Source organism: Staphylococcus debuckii, assembly GCF_003718735.1.
Lineage (GTDB): Bacteria > Bacillota > Bacilli > Staphylococcales > Staphylococcaceae > Staphylococcus > Staphylococcus debuckii.
The window spans coordinates 1,471,955-1,492,893 of sequence record NZ_CP033460.1 but is presented as its reverse complement, the minus strand read 5'-3'; the positions used below and the strand labels follow the sequence as shown (position 1 = coordinate 1,492,893).

Annotated in this window: 20 protein-coding genes; 9 read left to right on the top strand and 11 right to left on the bottom strand. The window is 35.7% G+C overall.

Annotation, left to right across the window (positions count from 1 at the left end):
- Positions 1-79 precede the first annotated feature (79 nt).
- The 7 genes from CNQ82_RS06970 (at position 80) to CNQ82_RS06940 (ending at position 7,028) form a co-directional block, all read left to right on the top strand.
- On the top strand, positions 80-424 hold the full coding sequence (locus CNQ82_RS06970) for a hypothetical protein (RefSeq protein WP_123144672.1): 345 nt from the start codon (positions 80-82) through the stop codon (positions 422-424).
- Between the two features lie 156 nt (positions 425-580).
- Positions 581-2,077 (top strand): nickel ABC transporter substrate-binding protein, encoded by a 1,497-nt coding sequence (gene nikA, locus CNQ82_RS06965; protein ID WP_206125357.1) that lies wholly within the window; start codon positions 581-583, stop codon positions 2,075-2,077.
- Positions 2,070-3,056 (top strand): nickel ABC transporter permease, encoded by a 987-nt coding sequence (nikB, locus tag CNQ82_RS06960; protein WP_164711953.1) that lies wholly within the window; start codon positions 2,070-2,072, stop codon positions 3,054-3,056. Before nikA ends, nikB begins: the two co-directional genes overlap by 8 nt.
- On the top strand, positions 3,053-3,868 hold the full coding sequence (nikC, locus tag CNQ82_RS06955; protein ID WP_123144670.1) for a nickel transporter permease: 816 nt from the start codon (positions 3,053-3,055) through the stop codon (positions 3,866-3,868). The genes nikB and nikC overlap by 4 nt, the downstream gene beginning before the upstream one ends.
- Complete coding sequence (locus CNQ82_RS06950; RefSeq protein WP_123144669.1) at positions 3,861-4,652, top strand: ATP-binding cassette domain-containing protein; 792 nt, start codon at positions 3,861-3,863, stop codon at positions 4,650-4,652. The genes nikC and CNQ82_RS06950 overlap by 8 nt, the downstream gene beginning before the upstream one ends.
- Positions 4,639-5,331 carry an ABC transporter ATP-binding protein gene (locus CNQ82_RS06945; protein WP_123144668.1) on the top strand — a complete coding sequence of 231 codons (693 nt, stop codon included), beginning with the start codon at positions 4,639-4,641 and terminating at the stop codon, positions 5,329-5,331. The genes CNQ82_RS06950 and CNQ82_RS06945 overlap by 14 nt, the downstream gene beginning before the upstream one ends.
- A gap of 1,175 nt (positions 5,332-6,506) precedes the next feature.
- Entirely contained in the window at positions 6,507-7,028 is a 522-nt protein-coding gene (locus tag CNQ82_RS06940; RefSeq protein ID WP_123144667.1) for an HdeD family acid-resistance protein, read from the top strand.
- A gap of 73 nt (positions 7,029-7,101) precedes the next feature.
- Here CNQ82_RS06940 and CNQ82_RS06935 read toward each other — a convergent pair whose 3' ends face one another.
- The 10 genes from CNQ82_RS06935 to CNQ82_RS06890 all read right to left on the bottom strand — a co-directional run bounded on the left by CNQ82_RS06935 (position 7,102) and on the right by CNQ82_RS06890 (position 17,923).
- Positions 7,102-8,361, bottom strand: a complete 1,260-nt coding sequence (locus CNQ82_RS06935) for an aminoacyltransferase (protein ID WP_123144666.1) — start codon at positions 8,359-8,361, stop codon at positions 7,102-7,104.
- A gap of 26 nt (positions 8,362-8,387) precedes the next feature.
- Positions 8,388-9,644: an aminoacyltransferase gene (locus CNQ82_RS06930; RefSeq protein WP_123144665.1), complete on the bottom strand. Its 1,257-nt coding sequence runs from the start codon at positions 9,642-9,644 to the stop codon at positions 8,388-8,390.
- A 329-nt stretch (positions 9,645-9,973) separates the two neighbouring features.
- Positions 9,974-10,726, bottom strand: coding sequence for a tryptophan synthase subunit alpha (gene trpA, locus CNQ82_RS06925; protein WP_123144664.1), 753 nt, complete (start codon positions 10,724-10,726; stop codon positions 9,974-9,976).
- A complete protein-coding gene (trpB, locus tag CNQ82_RS06920; protein WP_123144663.1) occupies positions 10,719-11,948 on the bottom strand; it encodes a tryptophan synthase subunit beta in 1,230 nt (409 codons plus the stop codon). The genes trpA and trpB overlap by 8 nt, the downstream gene beginning before the upstream one ends.
- A complete protein-coding gene (locus tag CNQ82_RS06915) occupies positions 11,945-12,574 on the bottom strand; it encodes a phosphoribosylanthranilate isomerase (RefSeq protein WP_123144662.1) in 630 nt (209 codons plus the stop codon). The genes trpB and CNQ82_RS06915 overlap by 4 nt, the downstream gene beginning before the upstream one ends.
- A 4-nt stretch (positions 12,575-12,578) precedes the next feature.
- Positions 12,579-13,355, bottom strand: a complete 777-nt coding sequence (gene trpC / locus CNQ82_RS06910) for an indole-3-glycerol phosphate synthase TrpC (protein ID WP_123144661.1) — start codon at positions 13,353-13,355, stop codon at positions 12,579-12,581.
- Positions 13,339-14,355 (bottom strand): anthranilate phosphoribosyltransferase, encoded by a 1,017-nt coding sequence (trpD, locus tag CNQ82_RS06905; RefSeq protein WP_123144660.1) that lies wholly within the window; start codon positions 14,353-14,355, stop codon positions 13,339-13,341. The genes trpC and trpD overlap by 17 nt, the downstream gene beginning before the upstream one ends.
- A complete protein-coding gene (locus CNQ82_RS06900) occupies positions 14,300-14,923 on the bottom strand; it encodes an anthranilate synthase component II (protein ID WP_123144659.1) in 624 nt (207 codons plus the stop codon). Before CNQ82_RS06900 ends, trpD begins: the two co-directional genes overlap by 56 nt.
- Complete coding sequence (locus tag CNQ82_RS06895) at positions 14,920-16,329, bottom strand: anthranilate synthase component I (RefSeq protein WP_123144658.1); 1,410 nt, start codon at positions 16,327-16,329, stop codon at positions 14,920-14,922. The genes CNQ82_RS06900 and CNQ82_RS06895 overlap by 4 nt, the downstream gene beginning before the upstream one ends.
- A 553-nt stretch (positions 16,330-16,882) precedes the next feature.
- Entirely contained in the window at positions 16,883-17,923 is a 1,041-nt protein-coding gene (locus tag CNQ82_RS06890; RefSeq protein ID WP_123144657.1) for a M42 family metallopeptidase, read from the bottom strand.
- A gap of 135 nt (positions 17,924-18,058) precedes the next feature.
- On the opposite strand from CNQ82_RS06890, the gene CNQ82_RS06885 reads away from it, so the two are divergent.
- Entirely contained in the window at positions 18,059-19,156 is a 1,098-nt protein-coding gene (locus CNQ82_RS06885; RefSeq protein ID WP_123144656.1) for a prephenate dehydrogenase, read from the top strand.
- A 174-nt stretch (positions 19,157-19,330) separates the two neighbouring features.
- Here CNQ82_RS06885 and CNQ82_RS06880 read toward each other — a convergent pair whose 3' ends face one another.
- Entirely contained in the window at positions 19,331-20,593 is a 1,263-nt protein-coding gene (locus CNQ82_RS06880; RefSeq protein ID WP_123144655.1) for a Y-family DNA polymerase, read from the bottom strand.
- 160 nt (positions 20,594-20,753) lie between these two features.
- Between CNQ82_RS06880 and CNQ82_RS06875 the strand changes: the two genes are divergently transcribed.
- Positions 20,754-20,939 carry a 2-hydroxymuconate tautomerase gene (locus CNQ82_RS06875; protein WP_047131142.1) on the top strand — a complete coding sequence of 62 codons (186 nt, stop codon included), beginning with the start codon at positions 20,754-20,756 and terminating at the stop codon, positions 20,937-20,939.

Genomic DNA, 20,939 nt, shown 5'->3' with positions numbered 1-20,939 from the left:
ATAGTTTTGATTTAATATACTTTAATGTACAATAAGAAGAAAGAATGATTATGCTCATATTGATGAGAGGAGAAACATAATGACGATATTTGATATGCCGAATTATTTATGGATTTCAGTAATTGCAGTACTTGTGGTCACTGCGTTCGGCGGTCTAGCTTTAAGTAAATGGGTTGCGCCTGCAATTGCAACATTTATTATCCTAGGCGTACTGGCATTCTTTATTCCAAACTTTGAAAAAATTACGTATCAACCATTATTAGGATATGCCGCATTTATGGCTATCATCAGCTTAATTGAAAGTTTCCTAATATGGTATTTCACTAGAGGTTGGAGACGTAGACGACTAGAAAAACGTTTAGCAAAAGCAGAGCGTCAAGCTGATGATCGTCAAGAACGCTTACAACGTCATAATCGAAAATAAGTCTTGCAGGATAGGGGATTGAGACAGCATTTTGTCTCAATCCCCGTTTTTAATTCGAAAGTGTAAGTATACTCTTTTGAAATTATAATTTAAGATTTTCTTTAATATAATATAGATTAGTATTATAATATTAAAGCAGAGTGTAATGCAGAAAGGATGATTACATTGAAAAAAATAATCTACTCTACCGCTGCAACAACGTTATTACTTGCAGGTTGCAGTAATGGGGGAAACCAACATAATCAAGCCGATAATTTAAATATCGAGCTTCCGTTAAAAACGAATACATTAGCCCCTTATGACACAGATGTTCCCGTTTCAATCGGCGCTGCCGAAACACTTTTCAAAACTTCATCTGAAGGTAAAATTCAGCCGTACCTCGTTAAATCCTATCAACAACCCGCTGACGATACTTTAAAACTTACATTAAAAGACAATATCAAATTCCAAAATGGTCATCGCTTAACAGGAGAAGCAGTAAAAAATAGTTTAGAAAAAGGGTTAAAGGACAGCGATTTGCTTAAAGCCACACTGCCCATTCAATCTATACAAGCATCCGGCCAAGATGTCACTATCAAAACTAAAGGTGCTTTTCCCGAATTAGTATCTGAACTCGCAAGTCCATTTACAGCGATTTATGATACTCATGCGAAAACAGACGTTAAAAAAACACCTGTAGGGACAGGGCCTTATGTGATTAAAGATTTTAAGCGCTCTCAAAAAATTGACTTGAATCAAAACAAAGACTACTGGCAAGGCAAGCCTAAATTAGAACATCTCGCCGTAACCTTTAATGAAGATGGCAGTTCACGTACGGATCATGTATTATCAGGAAAAACTGATATCACTACCAATGTTCCAGTCGACAAAATCAAATCGGTAAAAGATTCTGATAAGGCAGATTTGAAAGCGACTTCAGGTTTCAGAACTTCCTTACTCCTATATAATCATACTAGCCCTAAAATGACCAAAGAGGATAGAGAGGCTCTGGATAATATTATTAATCGTGATCAAATCACTTCTAAAATCGCGGATAATTATGCTAAACCCGCTACAGGTCCTTTTAATACTAAATTAGACTTTATCCAAGATAAAAAAGTAGCTAAGCAAAATATAGAAAAAGCTAAGAAATTGATGGAAAAAGCAGGTTATTCTAAAAAACATCCTCTTACTATTAATGTGTCTTCTTATTCTGGCCGTCCTGAATTAACTAAAATAGCTCAAGTAATTCAATCTGACGCTAAAAAAGCGCACATCAATATTAAAATACAAAATGTAGATGATATTGAAGGCTTCTTGAAAAATAAAAAAGATTGGGACGCTTCAATGTATAGTTTCGGTACCATCCCACGCGGTGATACTGGCTACTTCTTCAATATGGCCTATAAAAATGATGGTGCAGTGAATAAAGGAGATTATCATAACCAAAAAGTAGATCACTTAATTGATGAATTAAATCATACGGTGGATAAAAATAAACGTCATGCACTTACTAATGAAATTTTAGAGGTATCTAAAAAGGATATACCTAACAGCTATATCACATATAACGATCAAATTGATGCTATCAACAAAGACGTTCAAAACTTTAAAGTAACACCTGAAGGCATTTATTTAATTGATTATAAGGTAGATAAACAAAAGCATGATTAAAAAAATTATTTTTAGATTAGGACAAATGATGATTGTATTGTTTGTCCTGTCTACGCTTACGTTTATTCTGATGAAACTATCACCTGGTGATCCTGTAAATAAATTATTGCATATTGATGTAGCTAACGTATCGCAAGACAAAATTGAAGCCGTCAGAGATAAATTAGGGTTGAATCAACCTATACTCATTCAGTGGTGGGAATGGTTTACGCGTATCTTACATTTAGATTTCGGCAAGAGTATCCAAACAGGTGAACCTGTTACCTCTGAATTACTTTATTTTACACCGCCGACCTTAATGATTGCTGGCTGGACTTTACTGGTAACATTTATTGTTTCTGTCAGTTTAGGAACATTAGCAGCCTTTAAATATCATACTTGGATTGATCGAACAATCAGAATTTTGACTTCAGCTTTTGTAAGTATTCCATCTTTTTTCTTAGGTATACTTTTAATTTATCTCTTTTTACAAAAGTTACAGTTATTACCAGCCTCAGGGGTTGATTCGGCTACTGGCTATATTATGCCTGTAATAGCTTTGAGTATCGGGTTATGTGCTTACCATGTACGTTTAATGCGCTCCACATTGATTGATTTATATCAAAGTAAAGAAGTAGCTGCTTCTAGAGCACGCGGAATGTCAGAACGATATATTCTCTTTTCCGATATCTTCAAACCTGCCTTAATTCCTGTGATTTCTATTTTAGGCATGTCAATCGGCGGTTTGATTGGCAGTACGGTAGTCATTGAAAACTTGTTTGATATACCAGGCATCGGTTCTTTCTTAGTAGAAAGTATTCGTTCAAGAGACTATCCTGTGGTGCAAGGTGCCGTTTTAATGATTGGCTGCTTTGTCGTAATCGCTAACGCCTTAACCGATATTATCGTACTCTTTTTAGACCCTAAACAACGTTATACTCCTATGAAAAAGAAAACTTGGTGGGGCGGTCGGCGTAAAGGGCAGGTGAAACAGCGATGAAATTCAAATGGAAAAATCTTATTTTTTATTTATTTTTCATTTACTTATTGCTCTTAGTTATTTTGCAGTTCACTACGTCTACGGACAAAGCATTAAGTGTCAATTTGGACCAAGCGCTTCAAAATCCAAATTTGCATCATTGGCTCGGAACTGATGATTACGGAAGAGATTTATATGCACGTTTGGTCATTGGTGCTCGCTATACTTTAGCGATTGCCCTCATGACCCTCGTAATGATAGTGTTGATCGGTGTACCTTTAGGTTTGATAGCTGGTTATAAAAAGGGGATTATTGACAGTGTTATTATGCGTATTATCGATATTGGTTTAGGTGTTCCAGAATTTGTCTTGATGATCGCTTTCGCTAGTTTCTTCAAACCTAGTATTTGGAATCTAGTCATCGCAATCACTATCTTGAACTGGATGACGTATACCCGCGTAACGCGTGCTATAGTCAATACTGAAATGAGTAAACACTATATCCAGTTAGCGCGACTCTTTCATACACCTACTCGCGTTATTATTTTTAAACATCTCTTACCACAAGTAATACCTTCATTAATCGTCTTGATGATTGTAGATGTGGGTAAAATCATATTATATATCTCCTCATTATCATTCCTAGGATTAGGTGCGCAACCGCCATCTCCAGAATGGGGAGCAATGCTTTCTGCAGGTCGAGATTTCATGACTCAGCATCCAATAATGTTGATTGCGCCTGCCTTTATGATTGCATTGACAATTTTATTATTTAACTTTGCGGGTGACACTTTACGTGACAGACTATCTGAAAAGAGGGATTTGTATGACTGATTATCTCTTACAGCTGCATGACTTAAATATTATAGATAGCGATGGTAATCATCTTATTAGAAACTTAAATTTAGATATCTTAAAAGATAATGTCAATGTATTGATTGGTCAAAGTGGCTCTGGCAAAAGTTTGACGGCAAGTGTATTGGTGCAGCAATATCCGCCTGATTTAATTGTTTCCTTCGATAGCTACCACTACCAACAAAAACCTATCGATAATGTAAAACATTTATTAGGTACTAAAATTGGTTATATCTCGCAAAATTATGCCTACAGCTTCAATGATCACACCAAACTTAAGAAGCAACTCTTAGCCATTTACCGTACGCATCGCAATGTATCTAAAGCTGAAGCGCAGCAACAAATCGAAAGGGCGCTTCGATGGGTCAATTTAGACAGCACAGAAATTTTAGAGAAATATCGCTTTATGCTTTCAGGAGGTCAGCTCGAAAGAGTCTATATCGCAAGTGTTTTAATGCTAGAACCTGAACTGATAATTGCGGATGAACCTACAGCCGCCTTAGATGTTATAAACGGTAAACGTGTGATGGATTTAATACAACATATCGCTAAAGAACATCATGCAACGTTGCTGCTAATAACCCATAATCTCTCACATGTTTTAAAATATGCTGATTATATCAATATCATTAAAAACGGTGAAATGATTGAACAAGGTTCAGCAGACTATTTTAAAACAGCAAAACTGCAACCTTATACGCAACAATTATTCAATGCTAGAAGCCGGTTGATTAGGAAGGAAGATCATCATGCTGAAACTTAAAAATATATCTTTTTCATATGCAGATCAACCAGTCTTAGAGCACCTCAATTTGACGATACCGACAGGGGAGCTGGTAGGAGTTATAGGGGAGAGCGGTTCCGGTAAAAGTACCCTTATGGAACTGATACTAGGAGAATTGGAACCTGATGAAGGGATAATAGATAGCAATACACAACGTATTCTGCCAATTTTCCAACAAGCTTCACAAAGCTTCAACCCTAGACAACGACTGAGAACAGCTTTACTAGAACCATTGAAATATTATGCTAATGCTGATAAATCATTTGATCAAATTGTATTGCTATTAATGGAACAGCTGGATTTAGATAAATCTTTGTTAAATCGTTATCCAGACCAAGTCAGCGGTGGCCAATTACAACGCTTTAATGTACTTAGAACTGTGATGTTGCAACCGGATGTATTAATATGTGATGAAATTACAGCCAGTTTAGACGTTATAGCGGAAAGTAAATTAATTAATATATTAAAGCAAATACATGCCGAACAACAATCGACAATGATAATAATTTCACACGATATTGCTGTATTAAATCAAATAGTCGATCGAATGATGGTCTTAAATAACGGAACTATTGTAGATGATTTCAAAATTCAAGATTTGTTTAGTGATGAACGCAATGACTATACCAAAGCATTAATCGATGTCTATCAAGAATAACGCAGCAAACACACCAGATATACAAGGCTGGTGTGTTTTTTAGTATAAGGTTTAGATTATGTAAACTAAAAATTCGTTTATACAGACTAAATTTATAGTAAATATGTATGTAACTAAGTTAGCTGTTTTTATCGTTACTTTATGATATCTAGTATATAACTCGTTAATGGTTACTATATCGTTATACATATCTATACCGATATAGTCGAAACGTAAAAACTCATACATAAGAAATTACGCATTCATCAGCAAGCAAAGTTCAAAGCTAGTTACACATATTGAAAACTCAAATCTGTAACCGCAGCTTTATAAAGGTATATAAGTAAAATAGGGATATGAATAGTACTCTCTCTCGTTCTATGGATAACTTCCTATAATATATATTATGTAAACTAAATTATCAAAAACGAAATACTGCTTACTCATACCTCTATTATTTCGCTTATTACAGCTGCTTACTTATTTACTGTATTTACTGTATTTAAACGCGTATTTGAATCCGCTTTGCAACTTCGTTAATTTAAATTAGCTGCTCACTCGTTTATATATTATAAGTTAAGCGTCTGTAATTATATAGCTAGTTATTCAAGTTTGAGTTAATTTATTATGATACTGGCTCTGAATTTTTAGCATCTATGGATAAATGAATCATCAAAGTTATTTCTCAATGCAACTCAGACGTTCTCTCAGCATCTTTGAATCATCAATCCACACGTAAACTACTTATAAATTACGAAACACTAACAACAATTTCTAAAATTTGATCTATAGTTTGCTGAACTCAGATTGCTATTTTAAGAGTTCTACCTGATATATAGTATGGCTGATTGTGGGACTTTGAAGCTTATATATGTATTTATAGATATCTTTATCATGATTTAAACACTAATAACCTTGAATTAATAATCCTAAACCACTGAACTTAATTTAAAATATACTACATTAGTTTACATAACATAGATATAGTTATATTTATTCCTTATTTATATTTCGCTTTTTGCAACTTATATGTAGCAAACACGTTTGATACTTTCCAGCTTAGAAATTGAACCTATGCCTCTGCAGAAAGTCACTTTTTGGACATAACTTTCAACTTTTTTTACGTTATTTTTACATAAAAGTTAAGGTTTAGGGTATTCATGTATATATACTTTTATAAAGAGGTGTTTATATTTATGTCAACTAAAAACATCAGATGGTCAAGTTTGCTTATTGGGATTTTATTTGCGATTATCGCTATTTTAGCTGTGAGTTTCCCAGTTCAAAATATTTATGCTATCACTTGGCTCATCGGTATTTTCTTCATTGCTAATGGCATTATGGAGTTATTCTTCAGACGTTTAACTAAAGCATTCGTAGGAATTTCAAGCGGTTGGATTCTCCTATTAGGTATCTTAAATATCATTTTCGGTATTTTACTTATTATTTTTCCAGGCGCTGGTTCAACATTTATCATCTATTTATTCGCTTTTTGGTTTATCTTCAGCTCTGTGCTTGGAATTTTCGTGGTTACACCTGAAGAACGTACGAGCAAATGGTATCATTTCTTCTCAGTGCTCGTTAATATTATTGGTGTGATTGCAGGTATCATCTTACTCTTCAATCCGTTATTAGGCGCTTTTGCTGTATCTTTCTTCGTCAGCGTAATGTTCTTACTCATCGGAATCAATTATATTTTTGATGCATTCGCTCATTAATATTAAAAAAAGAGTGCTTTTGAGGGAATTTTCCTTAAAAGCACTCTTTTTTATTACTTACTACCCTACTCTATTACTTTTTAATTTTCTTTCTTACTTTATCCAAGGTAGTGAATATCCAATATTTCACTTTTTGAATAGGTTTATAGAAGTCACCGATCAACTCTTCAATTTGCACATTAAATCCACGTTTGAAGCGGTATACCCCATAGTCTTCACTATCTTCAGTAAAGTCACCTGATAAACCGTAGAAATTATATCTGTCATAACCATGTTCAAAGCAGTAATTAATCATATACCAATGCATCATGTAAGGGCCCATGTATTGGTTGTATTTTTCAGAAGAACCTCCTGAGAAATAATTGACTTCATAAGCGTTTGTAAAGTAAACGCCTGCAGCTAAGTCAAGGATTGAACCGTCTGTTTGGCGCAATTCGCTCGCTTTAAGCAATTCTTTTTGATCATGATCGATTTGTTTATCTAGTTCGGAAATTTTCTTCAGTTGTTTATCTGATTTATTTTCTTTAGCCATCATTTGATCGCGACGGCTTTCTTTGTCGTTAAGTCCTTCTTGCAATGATTTAATATATTCATCTAAATCAATATAAGCTAAAGGCACCAAAACTTTATCACCGTAGTGTTCGATAAAGTTTTTAAAGTAGTCATCTGTTTTTGAAGCGAATCCTGCACGTTCTTCAGTTTCGCGATAAAGTTTAAAGAAACGATCTAATTCGTCTGGGCCGAGGAACTTCACTTTAACACCGTGGTTAATTGCTTTATTAATATTACGTTTACGTTGGCTATCAAATTTCTTCTTGATAGAGGCAGGTGTTTCATCTTTTAAATCCAATACACCCATCCAACGCACTTGACTTGATGAATCGTATTGCGTTGTAAAGCCATGGTGTTGATAACCGTGCGCTTTAAATAAATTCACGATTGCATCATTTTTTTGACGGCTTGGGAAAGGATTAATATCTTTATCGTAAATGTGATAAATCCAATATGGATCCAATTTTACATAAAGACATTGATGTTGGCGTAAGTATTTTTCTAACTCCCGTAAATAAAATTCAACTAATCCTAAGTCGCTATAATCCATAACTGGACCACGATTTGAATAATAAACATAACTTCCCATAGTCGGTATTTTAGAGAATAAACTTGCTGCGATTACTTGGTTGTCATCATTCTTAATCCCTAATAACACTACTTCAAAACCGTCAGCTTCACGTGTCCCTATGTTCTCTTTAGTTTGAAAATAGTGGCTTTCAAGTGATGGATTTTGAACAAAATTGTCGTATTCTTTAACTGTCAACTCTGTAAATTTCATTGATTTATTTCCCTTCTACCATATGTTTATCTATCTTTGATTTTCTTCAAAGTTGTATAAAGTTTATACATTGGCTTATTAATAGGTGCAATAAAGTCTCCAACATACTCAATTACATCTGCATTAAATCCTTTTTTAAATTTCACAACACCAGCGTCTTCAGCATCATCTGTGAAGTGACCGCTGATTCCGTAAAAGTTATAACGATTAATACCATGCTCGATAGCATAATTAATCATTTCCCATTGTACAGCGTAACTGCCGGCAAAATGACGGAACTCATTCGCAGTACCGCCTGCATAATAAACGACTTCGAATGGATTGATGATAAAGAAGCCGGCTGAAATCGGCAGTTCATTCCCATGTTTTTGCTGTAATTCTTTTGCTTCTGCTACTTTTTGGTGGTGTGCTTCTAATTGTTTTTCAAGATTTGCTTTCTTTTTCGCAGCTTTTTGATTATCTGGATTTTTATTCAAATCTTTTTCGGCTTTATTGATTTCTTTTTCCAAATTCTTTTGTTCAGTTCCTAACTCATTCAAGTATTCATCGAAATCAATATAAGCCATTGGCACTAATACACGGTCTTTATAATGTTTCAAACGATGGTAGTAAAACTCATCTTCGCGATCATCAAAATCCTTTGCTTCAGCCGTGTCTTCCATAAATCCTCGGAAGATATCCATATCTTCTTCACCTAAGAAGCGGATTTTAACACCATTTCGTTTTACTTTCTTAGTATTACGTTTACGCAAGCTGTCCATTCCTTTAAGTACATCTTGCGGTGATTTGTCTTTTAAGTCTAAGACTGAATGGAAACGGATTTGAATAATCGGATCAAAGCCTGTTGTAAAACCTTGATGATGATAACCTAAGTCTTCCATTTTATCAAAAATCCAGTCATTCCCAGCATTACCCGTAATTTCACCATCGTGATTACGATATTGATATGGTAAGTATGGATCAACACGCAAGTACAATGCGTTATATTGTTTAACATAAGCTTTTAATTCTCTGAAGAAATAATGAACCAGTTCTTTGTTATCATAATCGATAACAGGACCTCTATTTGAATAGAAATATTTAAAAAATTTCATTACTGGTACAGCTGTAAGCAGACAAGCTGCAATCACATTGTCATCATTATCTTTCACACCAACTAGATGTGTTTCAGTTCCTTCAGCAACTTTCAACTCATAGTTGCCTACCATTTGGGTAAAATGGCTGTATGGCATTTTATCAGTAAATGCTCCGAATTCAGCTGTAGTCAAATTGGTAAACTTCATATTTTAATAACTCCTAATTCGTATTCTCTATCTTATTTATCATTTGCAATTATGGATTTCAATCTTAATCATTATACAATACCCGTATAAAAAACTAAAATTGTAACCATTCAAAATAAGGAATGAATTTTATGTATTCGGTGCAGTGTTATAACATTAATTTTTCTTTAATATGTTTTAATGTCGATTATCAGCAAGTTCATATTTTTCCTCGTCCCTCTATCATAACATGCAGTAGTAGATGTTGCTTAAGATAACACCTGAAAAATGAGAAAGAGGATCAGAGCAAATGAATGCCCTAATCCTCTTAATCCCGATTAATATTTTATTTATGAATTTGCTGCTGCTTTCGTTTCATCTAAGGCACGACGAATGCTTTGTAAATATTCACGAATGGATGTTTCGCTGTCATTAGCAAAACGTTTTACGATTTCACTGCCGATGACAATACCATCTGTAAATTCAGAAAGTGTAGCTACTTGTTCTGGATTTCTGATGCCGAAGCCAGCTACTACTGGTACTTCAGCATTTTCTTGAATGTATTCGATTTTATTACGCAATTCTGGATGGAACTGTCCGTTTTCTCCAGTTGTTGCGTTCATTGTTACCGTGTAGATAAATCCTTCGGCATGTTGTGCAATCTTTTGAATGCGGTCATCTGAAGCGGTCATCGCAATTAAAGAAATAATCTTAACTTTACTGTCTTTAAAACGCTCTTTCAATTGTTCACCTAATTCAAATGGTAAATCAGGAATAATCAATCCATATACGCCTGCTTCTTCGCAATCTTGGATAAATTTTTCTTCTCCGTAATGCAGAATAATATTATAATATGTCATTAGTACATATTTTGTATCTTCTAATTCTTCTTTATGTGCTTTCAATTCTTGTAGAATTTTATGCGCGTTCATACCTTCTTCAATCGCTTTGTTGCCTGCTTCCATAATAGTTGGACCATCAGCCACAGGATCAGAGAATGGTAATCCGATTTCCACAATATCTGCACCTTCATCACTTAATACTTTTAAATTAGAAATAAAATCTTTATTTCCCATTATATATGGAATGAATAACTTACTCATTCTCAGCACCTCTTTCTTTCATATATTTTCTGATAGTATCCATATCTTTATCTCCACGTCCAGAAACTGTTACTACGATAATTTCGTCTTTATCCATTGTTGGTGCTAATTTTTCTACATAACTTAATGCATGCGCACTTTCAATAGCTGGGATAATGCCTTCTGCTTTCGTGAAGCGAACTAACGCTTCCATTGCTTCTTCATCTGAAGCACTTGGATATTCAGCGCGACCGATATCGTTATAATAACTGTGTTCTGGTCCAATACCTGGATAATCCAGACCTGCTGAAATAGAGTGAGCTAAACCGATTTGACCTTCTTCATTTTGTAAAAGATACATTTTTGTACCGTGAAGCACGCCGACAGAACCTTTACTGATAGCAAGTGCATGTTTATCTGTATCTGCACGGTCTCCTGCAGCTTCAACTCCGTATAGTTTCACGCTTTCGTCTTCTACAAATGGATAAAATGTACCGATTGAGTTAGAACCGCCACCTACACAAGCAACCACTGCATCTGGTAAACGCCCTTCTTTTTCTTGTAATTGTTCTTTAATTTCACTGCCGATGACACTTTGGAAATCACGCACCATAGTCGGGAACGGGTCTGGTCCAAGCACTGAACCTAATAAATAGTGTGTGTCATCAACATGACTGACCCAATATTGCAGCGCCTTGTTCACGGCATCCGATAATGTACCTTGTCCGTCAGTTACAGAGACTACTTTTGCCCCTAACAATTCCATTCTGAATACATTCAAGGCTTGACGTTGGATATCTTCTTCACCCATAAATACTACTAGTTCCATATCGAATAATGCGGTAACTGTGGCACTTGCTACACCATGTTGTCCTGCTCCAGTTTCAGCAACCAATTTCTTCTTGCCCATACGTTTAGCAAGTAAAGCTTGACCTAAAGCATTATTGATTTTGTGTGCACCTGTATGGTTCAAGTCTTCACGTTTTAAATAAATTTTTGCTCCACCGAGTTCTTTAGTATATGAATCTGCATAAGTAAGTGGCGTAGCACGGCCGACATAATCCTTTAAATAACTAGCTAATTCTTCTTGAAAAGCTGGATCATCTTTCGCCTCTTCATAAGCTTGTCTTAATTCTTGGACAGCTGGCATTAATGTTTCTGGGACGTAGCGTCCACCGTATTCTCCGAAAAATCCTAGCTCGTCAACTTGTGTTTGAATAGGTTGTTTTGTATCTTTAGTCATATTTGTTTCTCTCCTTTAACATATTCTGCAATCTCTCGCATTTTTATTGGATCTTTTTTTCCATCAGTTTCAATTCCGCTCGCTATATCATAGCCGAACGCATTTAGATTGAGTGACTCGAACTGCTGAATCTTTGCTTTATCCATCCCTCCAGCGACTAAATACGGAACATCTTCTATATCCTCTAAAATACGCCAATCAAAGGATGTTCCAGTTCCACCATAATGAATGGAGGGTGTATCTATAATGAAGAGTTCTGTGTCATCTTTGTATTGATGTATTTTCGTTAATAATTCTGCATTCGCAGGTAATGCTTTGATGATTTTGATGCTGGGATAAGTTTTTTTACACCATCGCAGCAGTTCCTTTTCCTCATCCCCATGGAATTGAACAGCATTAATATTAGTTTTGCTTACCAAGCGATTAATAATATCTGGAGTAGGATTGACCACGACTGCCACACTATAGATAGAATCTGGCACTAAATTGCTGAGTATTTCAATTTCATCGAGAGATTGATGTCGTTTGCTTTTTGGATAATGAATAAATCCAATTGCATCTATATCTTCTTCGACAGCGTATTTAATATCATCTTGAGCTTGAAATCCGCAATATTTTAAAAACATGCCCTCACTCCTTTTTCAATTGCAAGCTTGGTAAAAATTCTGCCAGGTTATCGCATTTCATTAGTGATTCTCCTACTAAAATGCCATCTATCCCAGAACCGACAATTTTTTCTACATCTTCTTTATTGTGAATGCCGCTTTCGGAGATATAGTAGAAACCTTTACGCTTACGTTCTAATATTTCATTCGTATGTTCAACATTCGTTACAAACCGCGTTAAATCTCGATTGTTGACTCCAATAATTTCTGGATGCAGATCATAAGCTCGACGTAATTCTTGTTTGCTGTGCACTTCTACCAACACATCTAACCCTAAAGATTTAGCGTATTGATATAATTCATGCATTTGCTCATCAGTTAAAATGTTGACGATAAGCAGGATAACTGATGCACCTGCTTTATATGCCACATCAATTTGAATCGGTTCAATCATAAAATCTTTGCATAGTACAGGTAACGATGTTTCTTGAGTCAGTTGATTGAGTCTTTCGTAACTGCCTCCGAAATAATATTCGTCTGTCAGTACTGAAATTGCTTGAGCCCCATATTCTTCGTATTCTTTCGCTTGCTTCGATAAATCACGATTCGGTAACACAGGTACCGAAGGACTTTTTGATTTAATTTCCGCGATTACGGATAAGTGGTCTCTTTCAGCGAGTCGCATACTTAATTTTTTCTTATATCTGACATCTGTAAATGGCAAACTTCTTAGTAAATCATCATAATAGCCGTCTTCTAATAATTCTTTTTTGTATGCGACAATATCATCCAATATGGTCATACACTTGGCCTCCTGTATTTTTGTATTGTTCAAAGGCTTTGCCCTCATCTATCAATTGTTGCGCAAATTGGACGCCCTCTTTAATCGAATTTGCTTTTTCTGATACATATAAAGCAATACCCGCATTCAATACGACTACATCTCGTTTGCTGGAATGATCTTTGCCTGTCAGGATATCTAAAGTGATTTCTAAATTTTCTGCTGGTGTGCCGCCTCGTAACGTATCGTTCGCTGCTGGTGTTAGACCAACATCTTCAGCATTGAGATAATAAGATGTTACGCCTGTATCTTGGTTTACTTCGTAAATCAAATTGTCTCCGGATAATGTGGCTTCATCCATACCATTTGCGCCGTGCAGCACAATCGCTTTCTTTCGGCCTAAATCGTAAAGTGTTTCAGCCATAGCTTGCGCGAAGTCTGGATTGTAGACCCCTACAACTTGATAATCCAAACGATACGGATGAATCATCGGTCCCAGAATATTGAATATTGTCGGGCCATCCATCATTTTGCGGATAGGTTGAATATGTTTCATCACAGGATACGTATCAGTAGCATTCAAGAAAGCCAAACCTTTGCTATTCATTGTCGCTTCCACATCAGGTACAAGTGTAGGCGCGATTCCCATTTTGTTAAGTAAATCAGTACTGCCTGAAGCGGAAGTAATACTCTTATTACCATGTTTCAAGACGTTAACGCCTGCTGCAGCAACTACAAAGGAAACGGTTGTAGAGATATTGAAGCTGTTAGATTTATCGCCGCCTGTTCCACATACACACATAGCTTGAGGATAAACCGGTTGTACTGGGTACATCGTTTGAATCATAGCTTGTACAAGATAAGTCACTTCTACTTGATTCAAAGGTCTTTTAGTATACTCTGACAGCAAAGCTGCTTTATCTTCATTAACGATATCAGGGTCAATTAATGTTTGAATAAATTCATTAATGTCTTGCTGCGTTAAGTTCTTTTGTTGTTGAATTTTTTGAATAAGTGTCATGGCGATGTGCCCCTTTCTCTACAATATGAATGAAATTTTTAATGATATCTGCACCATGCTCTGTTGCAAAGGATTCAGGATGGTATTGAATGCCGTAATGCTGATATTGGGTATGCTCAAAAGATTGAATACAATCAGCTGTTTTCCCTGTAATTTTCAACGCTTTTGGAAAGCTATTCGGATCACTGATCAAACTATGATAGCGCATAATATCAAATTCATCTGGCAAATCTTGATATAAGATGGTTGGTTTAACTTGATGCATGGTGTCAATTTTACCGTGCAGTACGGTTTCACCTTGAATGACTTTTCCACCGTAATAGCAAGTCAGTGCTTGCGAGCCTAAACAAATACCTAGGATTGGCAAGTCATGATAGTGATCAATAATATTCTTCAAATCATCAGTGTCTTCTGGATGACCAGGACCTGGTGAGATAATGATACCGTCTGGATTTAAATTAAAGACTGATTGGTCATCTGGGTATTTTACGGTAACGTCCGTCAATCCTGCTGCGATATCTACTAAGTTATAGGTGAATGAATCATAATTATCAATAATCAAAATCATGGCGTAACCTCCAATAAGCTTTTAGCTTTCAATAACGTTTCTTGCAATTCTTTTTCAGGAACTGAGTCATAAACAACGCCACAGCCTGCTTCGACATTAACGTAAGTGTCATCAATCAACATTGTGCGGATGGCTAAGGCAAAATCTAAATCGTGATTGCAATTAATGTAACCTACTCCGCCGCTATAAACACCGCGTTTATAAGGGTGCACTTCATAAATACGTTCAATCGCTCTCAACTTCGGTGCACCTGACACTGTGCCAGTCGGTAAGAGACTTGCAATAATGTCCATTGGAGAAATCTTTTCTTTGAGTTGTCCAGTTACTACACTGACAATGTGCATGACGTGTTCATATTTCTCAATTTCCATTAATCTTTCAATTTTAGAGGAACCTGTTCGGCTGACTCTATGAATGTCATTGCGTCCAAGGTCAACCAGCATGCGATGTTCACTTAATTCTTTTTCATCGTTCAACAATTGAGCTGCGTTTGCATCGTCTTCTTCATCTGTGGCACCGCGTTTGATAGTACCTGCAATCGGATTTGTAACAACTTCATTATTTTTCACTTTCACAAAACTTTCTGGTGAGCTGCCGACAATGATTGGGTTTTCAATATTCAAGTAGTACATGTAAGGGCTCGGATTCTGTCGCTTCAATCTTCGGTAAAGTTGATAAGACAACGGCTGCAGTTTGCTTCCAAATTCGTGCTTATAACGGTAAATTCTTGAAGGTACAACTTGGAACATATCGCCTTCTGTAATCAGCTGTTTGAATTTCGAAACTGTTTGAATAAACTGATTATCAGGAATATTCGGAATTATTTCTTTCTGACTGGCTTTAAAAGAAGTATCCGGTTGGTACAAGACAATATCTTGTAAAGCCTGCACTTGATTTTGAACTCTTTGTTCGATTTTACCTCTCTCTTCATTTGAGAATAAGTTAGTAGAGATGACGTATAAATATTCTTTATAGTGATCAAACACATAGACATTTTCAACCATATTTAATTTTACATCAGCTTGTTCTGGGTCTGTATGAATTTCACGGCGTTTTAACACTGGAAACTCATGTCTGACTAAATCGAAACTACAAGACCCTATAAATCCTGAAATAAAAGGTAAATCTTTTAAATTTTCATCTTCTACTTCTGCGTAATACTTTTGCACATATGTTTTTAACTTTTGATACGGCTCCTCTGTTTCGGTAATTGTTCCTTCAGGTGTGCGTATCGTTAATTTATCTTCAGTAAGTATCACATCTCCATAAATATCAAATGCGACGACTGAGTATCTGCCTTTAGTTTTATTTTGACTCGCACTTTCTAGAATGATTTTTTTATCTCTTAATTGCGCCAATGCTTCTGGCGTAATATCTGCATTCAATCTCTCATATACAACTTCCATTTACTACTCTCTCCTTTCGACGACAAAAAAGCGCCCTTGTATTCGACAAGGACGCTTCTGCGCGGTACCACCTATGTTAGCAGTTCTTCACAACTGCTCACTCATTTCCTGATTCAATTTGCAGCTTCCAATAAAACCCAATTCGTTCAACAGAGAGGTTAGTTCACATCAACCACTAACTTTCTGAAAGCTCTTACCTGCTGATCTACTTCATTTTATCTCATCACTGTATTTTCTTTGTAAAAATTAAAAAACACCACAATAACACTATTCCCAATAAGGACGTGTTACCGTGGTGCCACCTTAGTTCAACATTTAAAATGTTCTCATTCTGATATTAAAGTTTGAAAAATCTCTTAAAAGCCCCAATTCACATAATATGCTGTACTGATTTACATCTGCCATCAGTTTTCTGCGTGCTACAAAACATATCAGCTACGTTTACTTTTAATTTTTTTAATAATGTAGTTAGTATCTTACACGTGGTTTTATAGAATGTCAACACTCAACTCTAAATTTTCTGTCATCTTTACAAAAAACTTACACTTAGGTGCTAGTCTTCTACTATTTCAGAGAAGATATAAGCCTTCAAGAGCGCCTGTGTCGCTTCAATTGAAGTGATGTGTGTACGTTCTAATGCATGCGAAGATTCAATACCTGCTCCGAACAAGCCATGTTTGACATCCGCTCCTGCGCGTAATGCTGCTGAGGCATCTGAACCATAATATGGATAGATATCTACTTTATATGGAATATTGTTAGTCTCACAAAGCTGTGTGAGATGTTGACGTAATTTTTTATGATAAGGACCAGAAGCATCTTTAGCACAAATGGAAACCGTGTATTCATCAGAAGTCTGGCCATCACCTAAAGCGCCCATATCAAACGCAATATACTCAACAACTTTACTTGGAATAGAAGCATTCGCTCCATAACCGATTTCTTCGTTATTTGAAATATAGAAATGTGTTGTATAAGGTAATTCTTTTCCGTTCTCTTTATTTTCTTGCAAGAAATCCATTATCATCGCTACGCTTGCTTTATCATCTAAATGACGTGATTTAATAAAATCATTTTCGGTAATTTCAGTTCTAGGATCTAAACTTATAAAATCTCCGACTTCGATTCCTAGTTTGCGTGTATCTTCATCATTATGAGTGACAGCATCGATACGTACTTCCATATGTTCTTGGTTTCTTGGAATATTTTGATTATCTTTATAAACATGCACAGAAGTTTCGTGCATACAGATTGTACCAGTATAATCTTTGCCGGAATCTGTATGAATCGTACAATATTCGCCTTCAATTGCATTAAATGCGTAACCGCCGATTAAGTCGATTGCTAAACGGCCATCTTCTTTAATTTCTTTTACCATAGCACCCAATGTGTCTACGTGAGCTGTAATACAACGCTGTTCGACATCATTTTCCCCTTTTACAGTAATCATCAAAGCACCCTTATTAGTTATACAAGTTGGATAACCTAATGATTCCGCATAATCCTTGACGTAATCAATTGCTTTGTATGCATCACCTGACGGACTCGGTATTTCAGTTAAAGCTTTAATTGTTTCTAAAATATTCTTTGTCATGAAAACCCCTCCTTACATTCATTGTAACGATTTAATTTGAAAATAGAAATTGAATTCACTTTATCCTAGGTTGCTTCATCCTATAATTTACTTTATAATAACGCTATTCTGAAAATTTTGACAGAGGTGAGTCTTTTGACACAAAATGTATTATTTGTAGGTTTAGGTTTAATTGGCGGCAGTTTAGCAAGCAATCTCAAGTATTATCAAGATGATATCGTAATCTCAGCTTATGATGCAAATGAGAGTCAATTAGACAAAGCCCTTTCTATCGGTTTAATTGATCAAAAAATTGAAAACTATCAAGAAGCGGCGGCTGAAGCAGATATTATTATTTATGCGACCCCTGTCCAACAAACTGTTCAGTATTTAAAAAACTTATCAGAGATTGATACTAAACCAGGATTAATTGTTACAGACACTGGAAGCACCAAAGGAACAATACAGCAATTTGAAAAGCAGTTATTAAATGAACAGCAGATTCATTTAATCGGCGGTCATCCTATGGCTGGAAGTCATAAATCAGGTATTTTAAATGCTAAAAAGAACTTGTTTGAAAATGCTTATTATATTCTTGTACATTCAGAACCAGAAAATGATCAAGCATCTGAAAAAGTCGAGGCGCTGTTACAAGCTACACGCGCTAAAATAATTGCAACCTCCCCTTCTGAACACGATTTTGTTACGAGTATTGTCAGTCATATTCCGCATATTGCTGCAGCTTTGCTTGTTAACTTAAGTCGAGATCATCAGCAAGACTCTCCTTTAGTTCAACAGTTAGCTGCTGGAGGTTTCCGTGATATTACGAGAATTGCCAGCAGCAGTCCAGAAATGTGGAGAGATATTATGCATGAAAATAAATCTTACATTTTGGATGGTATACACGAATGGCAAGCACAATTAACTAAAGTTGCACAACAAATTGAAAATGATGATAATGAAGGTGTTTTCCAATTTTTCGAACAAGCACGTGACTACAGAAATCAATTACCTTCCAAAACGCCCGGTGCTGTGTCTAGTTCTTATGAATTGTATGTTGATGTACCTGACGAACCTGGTATGATCAGCAAAGTAACTTCTATCTTGAGTTTACATAATATTTCTATAAGTAACATAAATGTTGTAGAAGTCCGCGAAGATATTTATGGCGCCTTACGTATCAGCTTCAAATCCCCTGAAGATCGTGAATTAGGTATTAAATATTTACATGAATTTGATACTTACAGTCTTTAAGGAGTATCCAGTCAGGGGTTGGGGCATAATAATGTCTCAGCTTTTCTCTTTGAACTGGCAGTAGCTATCTGAATAGAAAATGCGCTTGTTCCAAGCTTTTTTCTATTCTAGCTAGTTTTGTCGGGGCAGAACGACGAAATAATTTGAACTAATATTATTTCTGTTCTGCTCCCTTTACATTTTATGCCCTGCCATCAGTCCGAGGCGTCCATATTTTGTTCCGGCATCTGTATAAGACACTGCTTTAGATACAATTCCTTTTCCGTATTTTTGTTGTAATTGATCGATGGTCTTCGCTAAAGCCTCACTGCGTTTTCTTTCATATTCATCAACGAAAAGATTCAATTGTTGAATACCTTCAGGAACAAATTGAGTTAAAGAAATACTTAAGGTACGATACAATAATTCTCTATCGCAGAGCTTATCTGCCCATTTTTCGACCATTCCCCAAATCTCTTTATCTAAATTAGTCGGTTCTTGCAGAGTAAACTGCTTATGCACCCCGCCGCCATCTCTATAACCGAACGCAAAATGAATCGTTCGCGCACGCATTTTACGTAAACGCACACGCATCGCTACATCTTCTATTAATTCTTGCATCACCACTTTCGCATCTTCATAGTGATAATCTCGCATCAGAATTTGACTTTTACAGATAGAAGGATTAGTCGTTTTATATTTCTCTCGAATTTTACTTTGATCAATACCATGCGCGTGTAAATGCAAATCAATTCCTTTAATACCAAAATCCCTTTTCAGATAGCGATGAGGATAATGTGCTAAATCTCCAATAGTAAAAATACCGCGCTTATTTAATTTCTTTTCGGTGCGCTTATTGATACCCCAAAACTTATTAAGCGGCTTTATCTTCCATAATTTCTCAGGCACATCTTGGTAACGCCATTCTGCCATCCTGTTCGGTTGATGTTTCGCTTCAATATCCATTGCTAATTTACTCAATAGCATATTAGAACCTATGCCTACAGTACAATAGATTTGTGTTTTATCATAAATCTCTTTCATCAACTTAATACAAAATGAATGCAAAGTACTGCTGAATCGATGATAGCTGTCTGTTACATCCATAAAGAACTCATCAATACTATATTGATGTAAATCCTCTGGTGGTACATATTGCAAAGCAATTTTAGAAATCATAATAGATACGTCCAGATACTTGCGCATACTTGGATTAATAATATAAATATCATTCCGATGTGGTATTTCAAATAATCTTGAACCTGTTTTAATACCGATAGCTTTAAGTGGTGGTGTAGCAGCTAATACTACAGACCCTTGCCGCTTTGTATCTGCTACAACTGCTAATTTTGTAGTCATAGGATCGAGTCCTTTAGATATACATGATACGCTTGCAAAAAAACTTTTTTGGTCAATACATAAGATGTCTCTATCTTCTAACAAATGATAATCATACATATTATCGCCCCCGCCATTTGATATTTCTATTACATACGAACATTTGTTCTTATTCAACGCAAAGGGGAATAAACGTTCTAAAATTTAGCATACAAATTTTGAATACAACCGTTTAAAAAATGCTATAATAACTATGAATTAAACAAAAGGAGGGGTTCACATGCCATTAGTGAACATTAAATTAATTGAAGGACGTTCTGATGAACAATTAAAAGACTTAGTTAAAGAAGTCACAGATGCTGTTGAAAGAACAACTAAAGCAGACCGCAATGCTATCAGCGTCGTATTAGAAGAAATGAAACCTACACATTATGGTGTTGGCGGCGTCAGAAAATCAGATCAATAA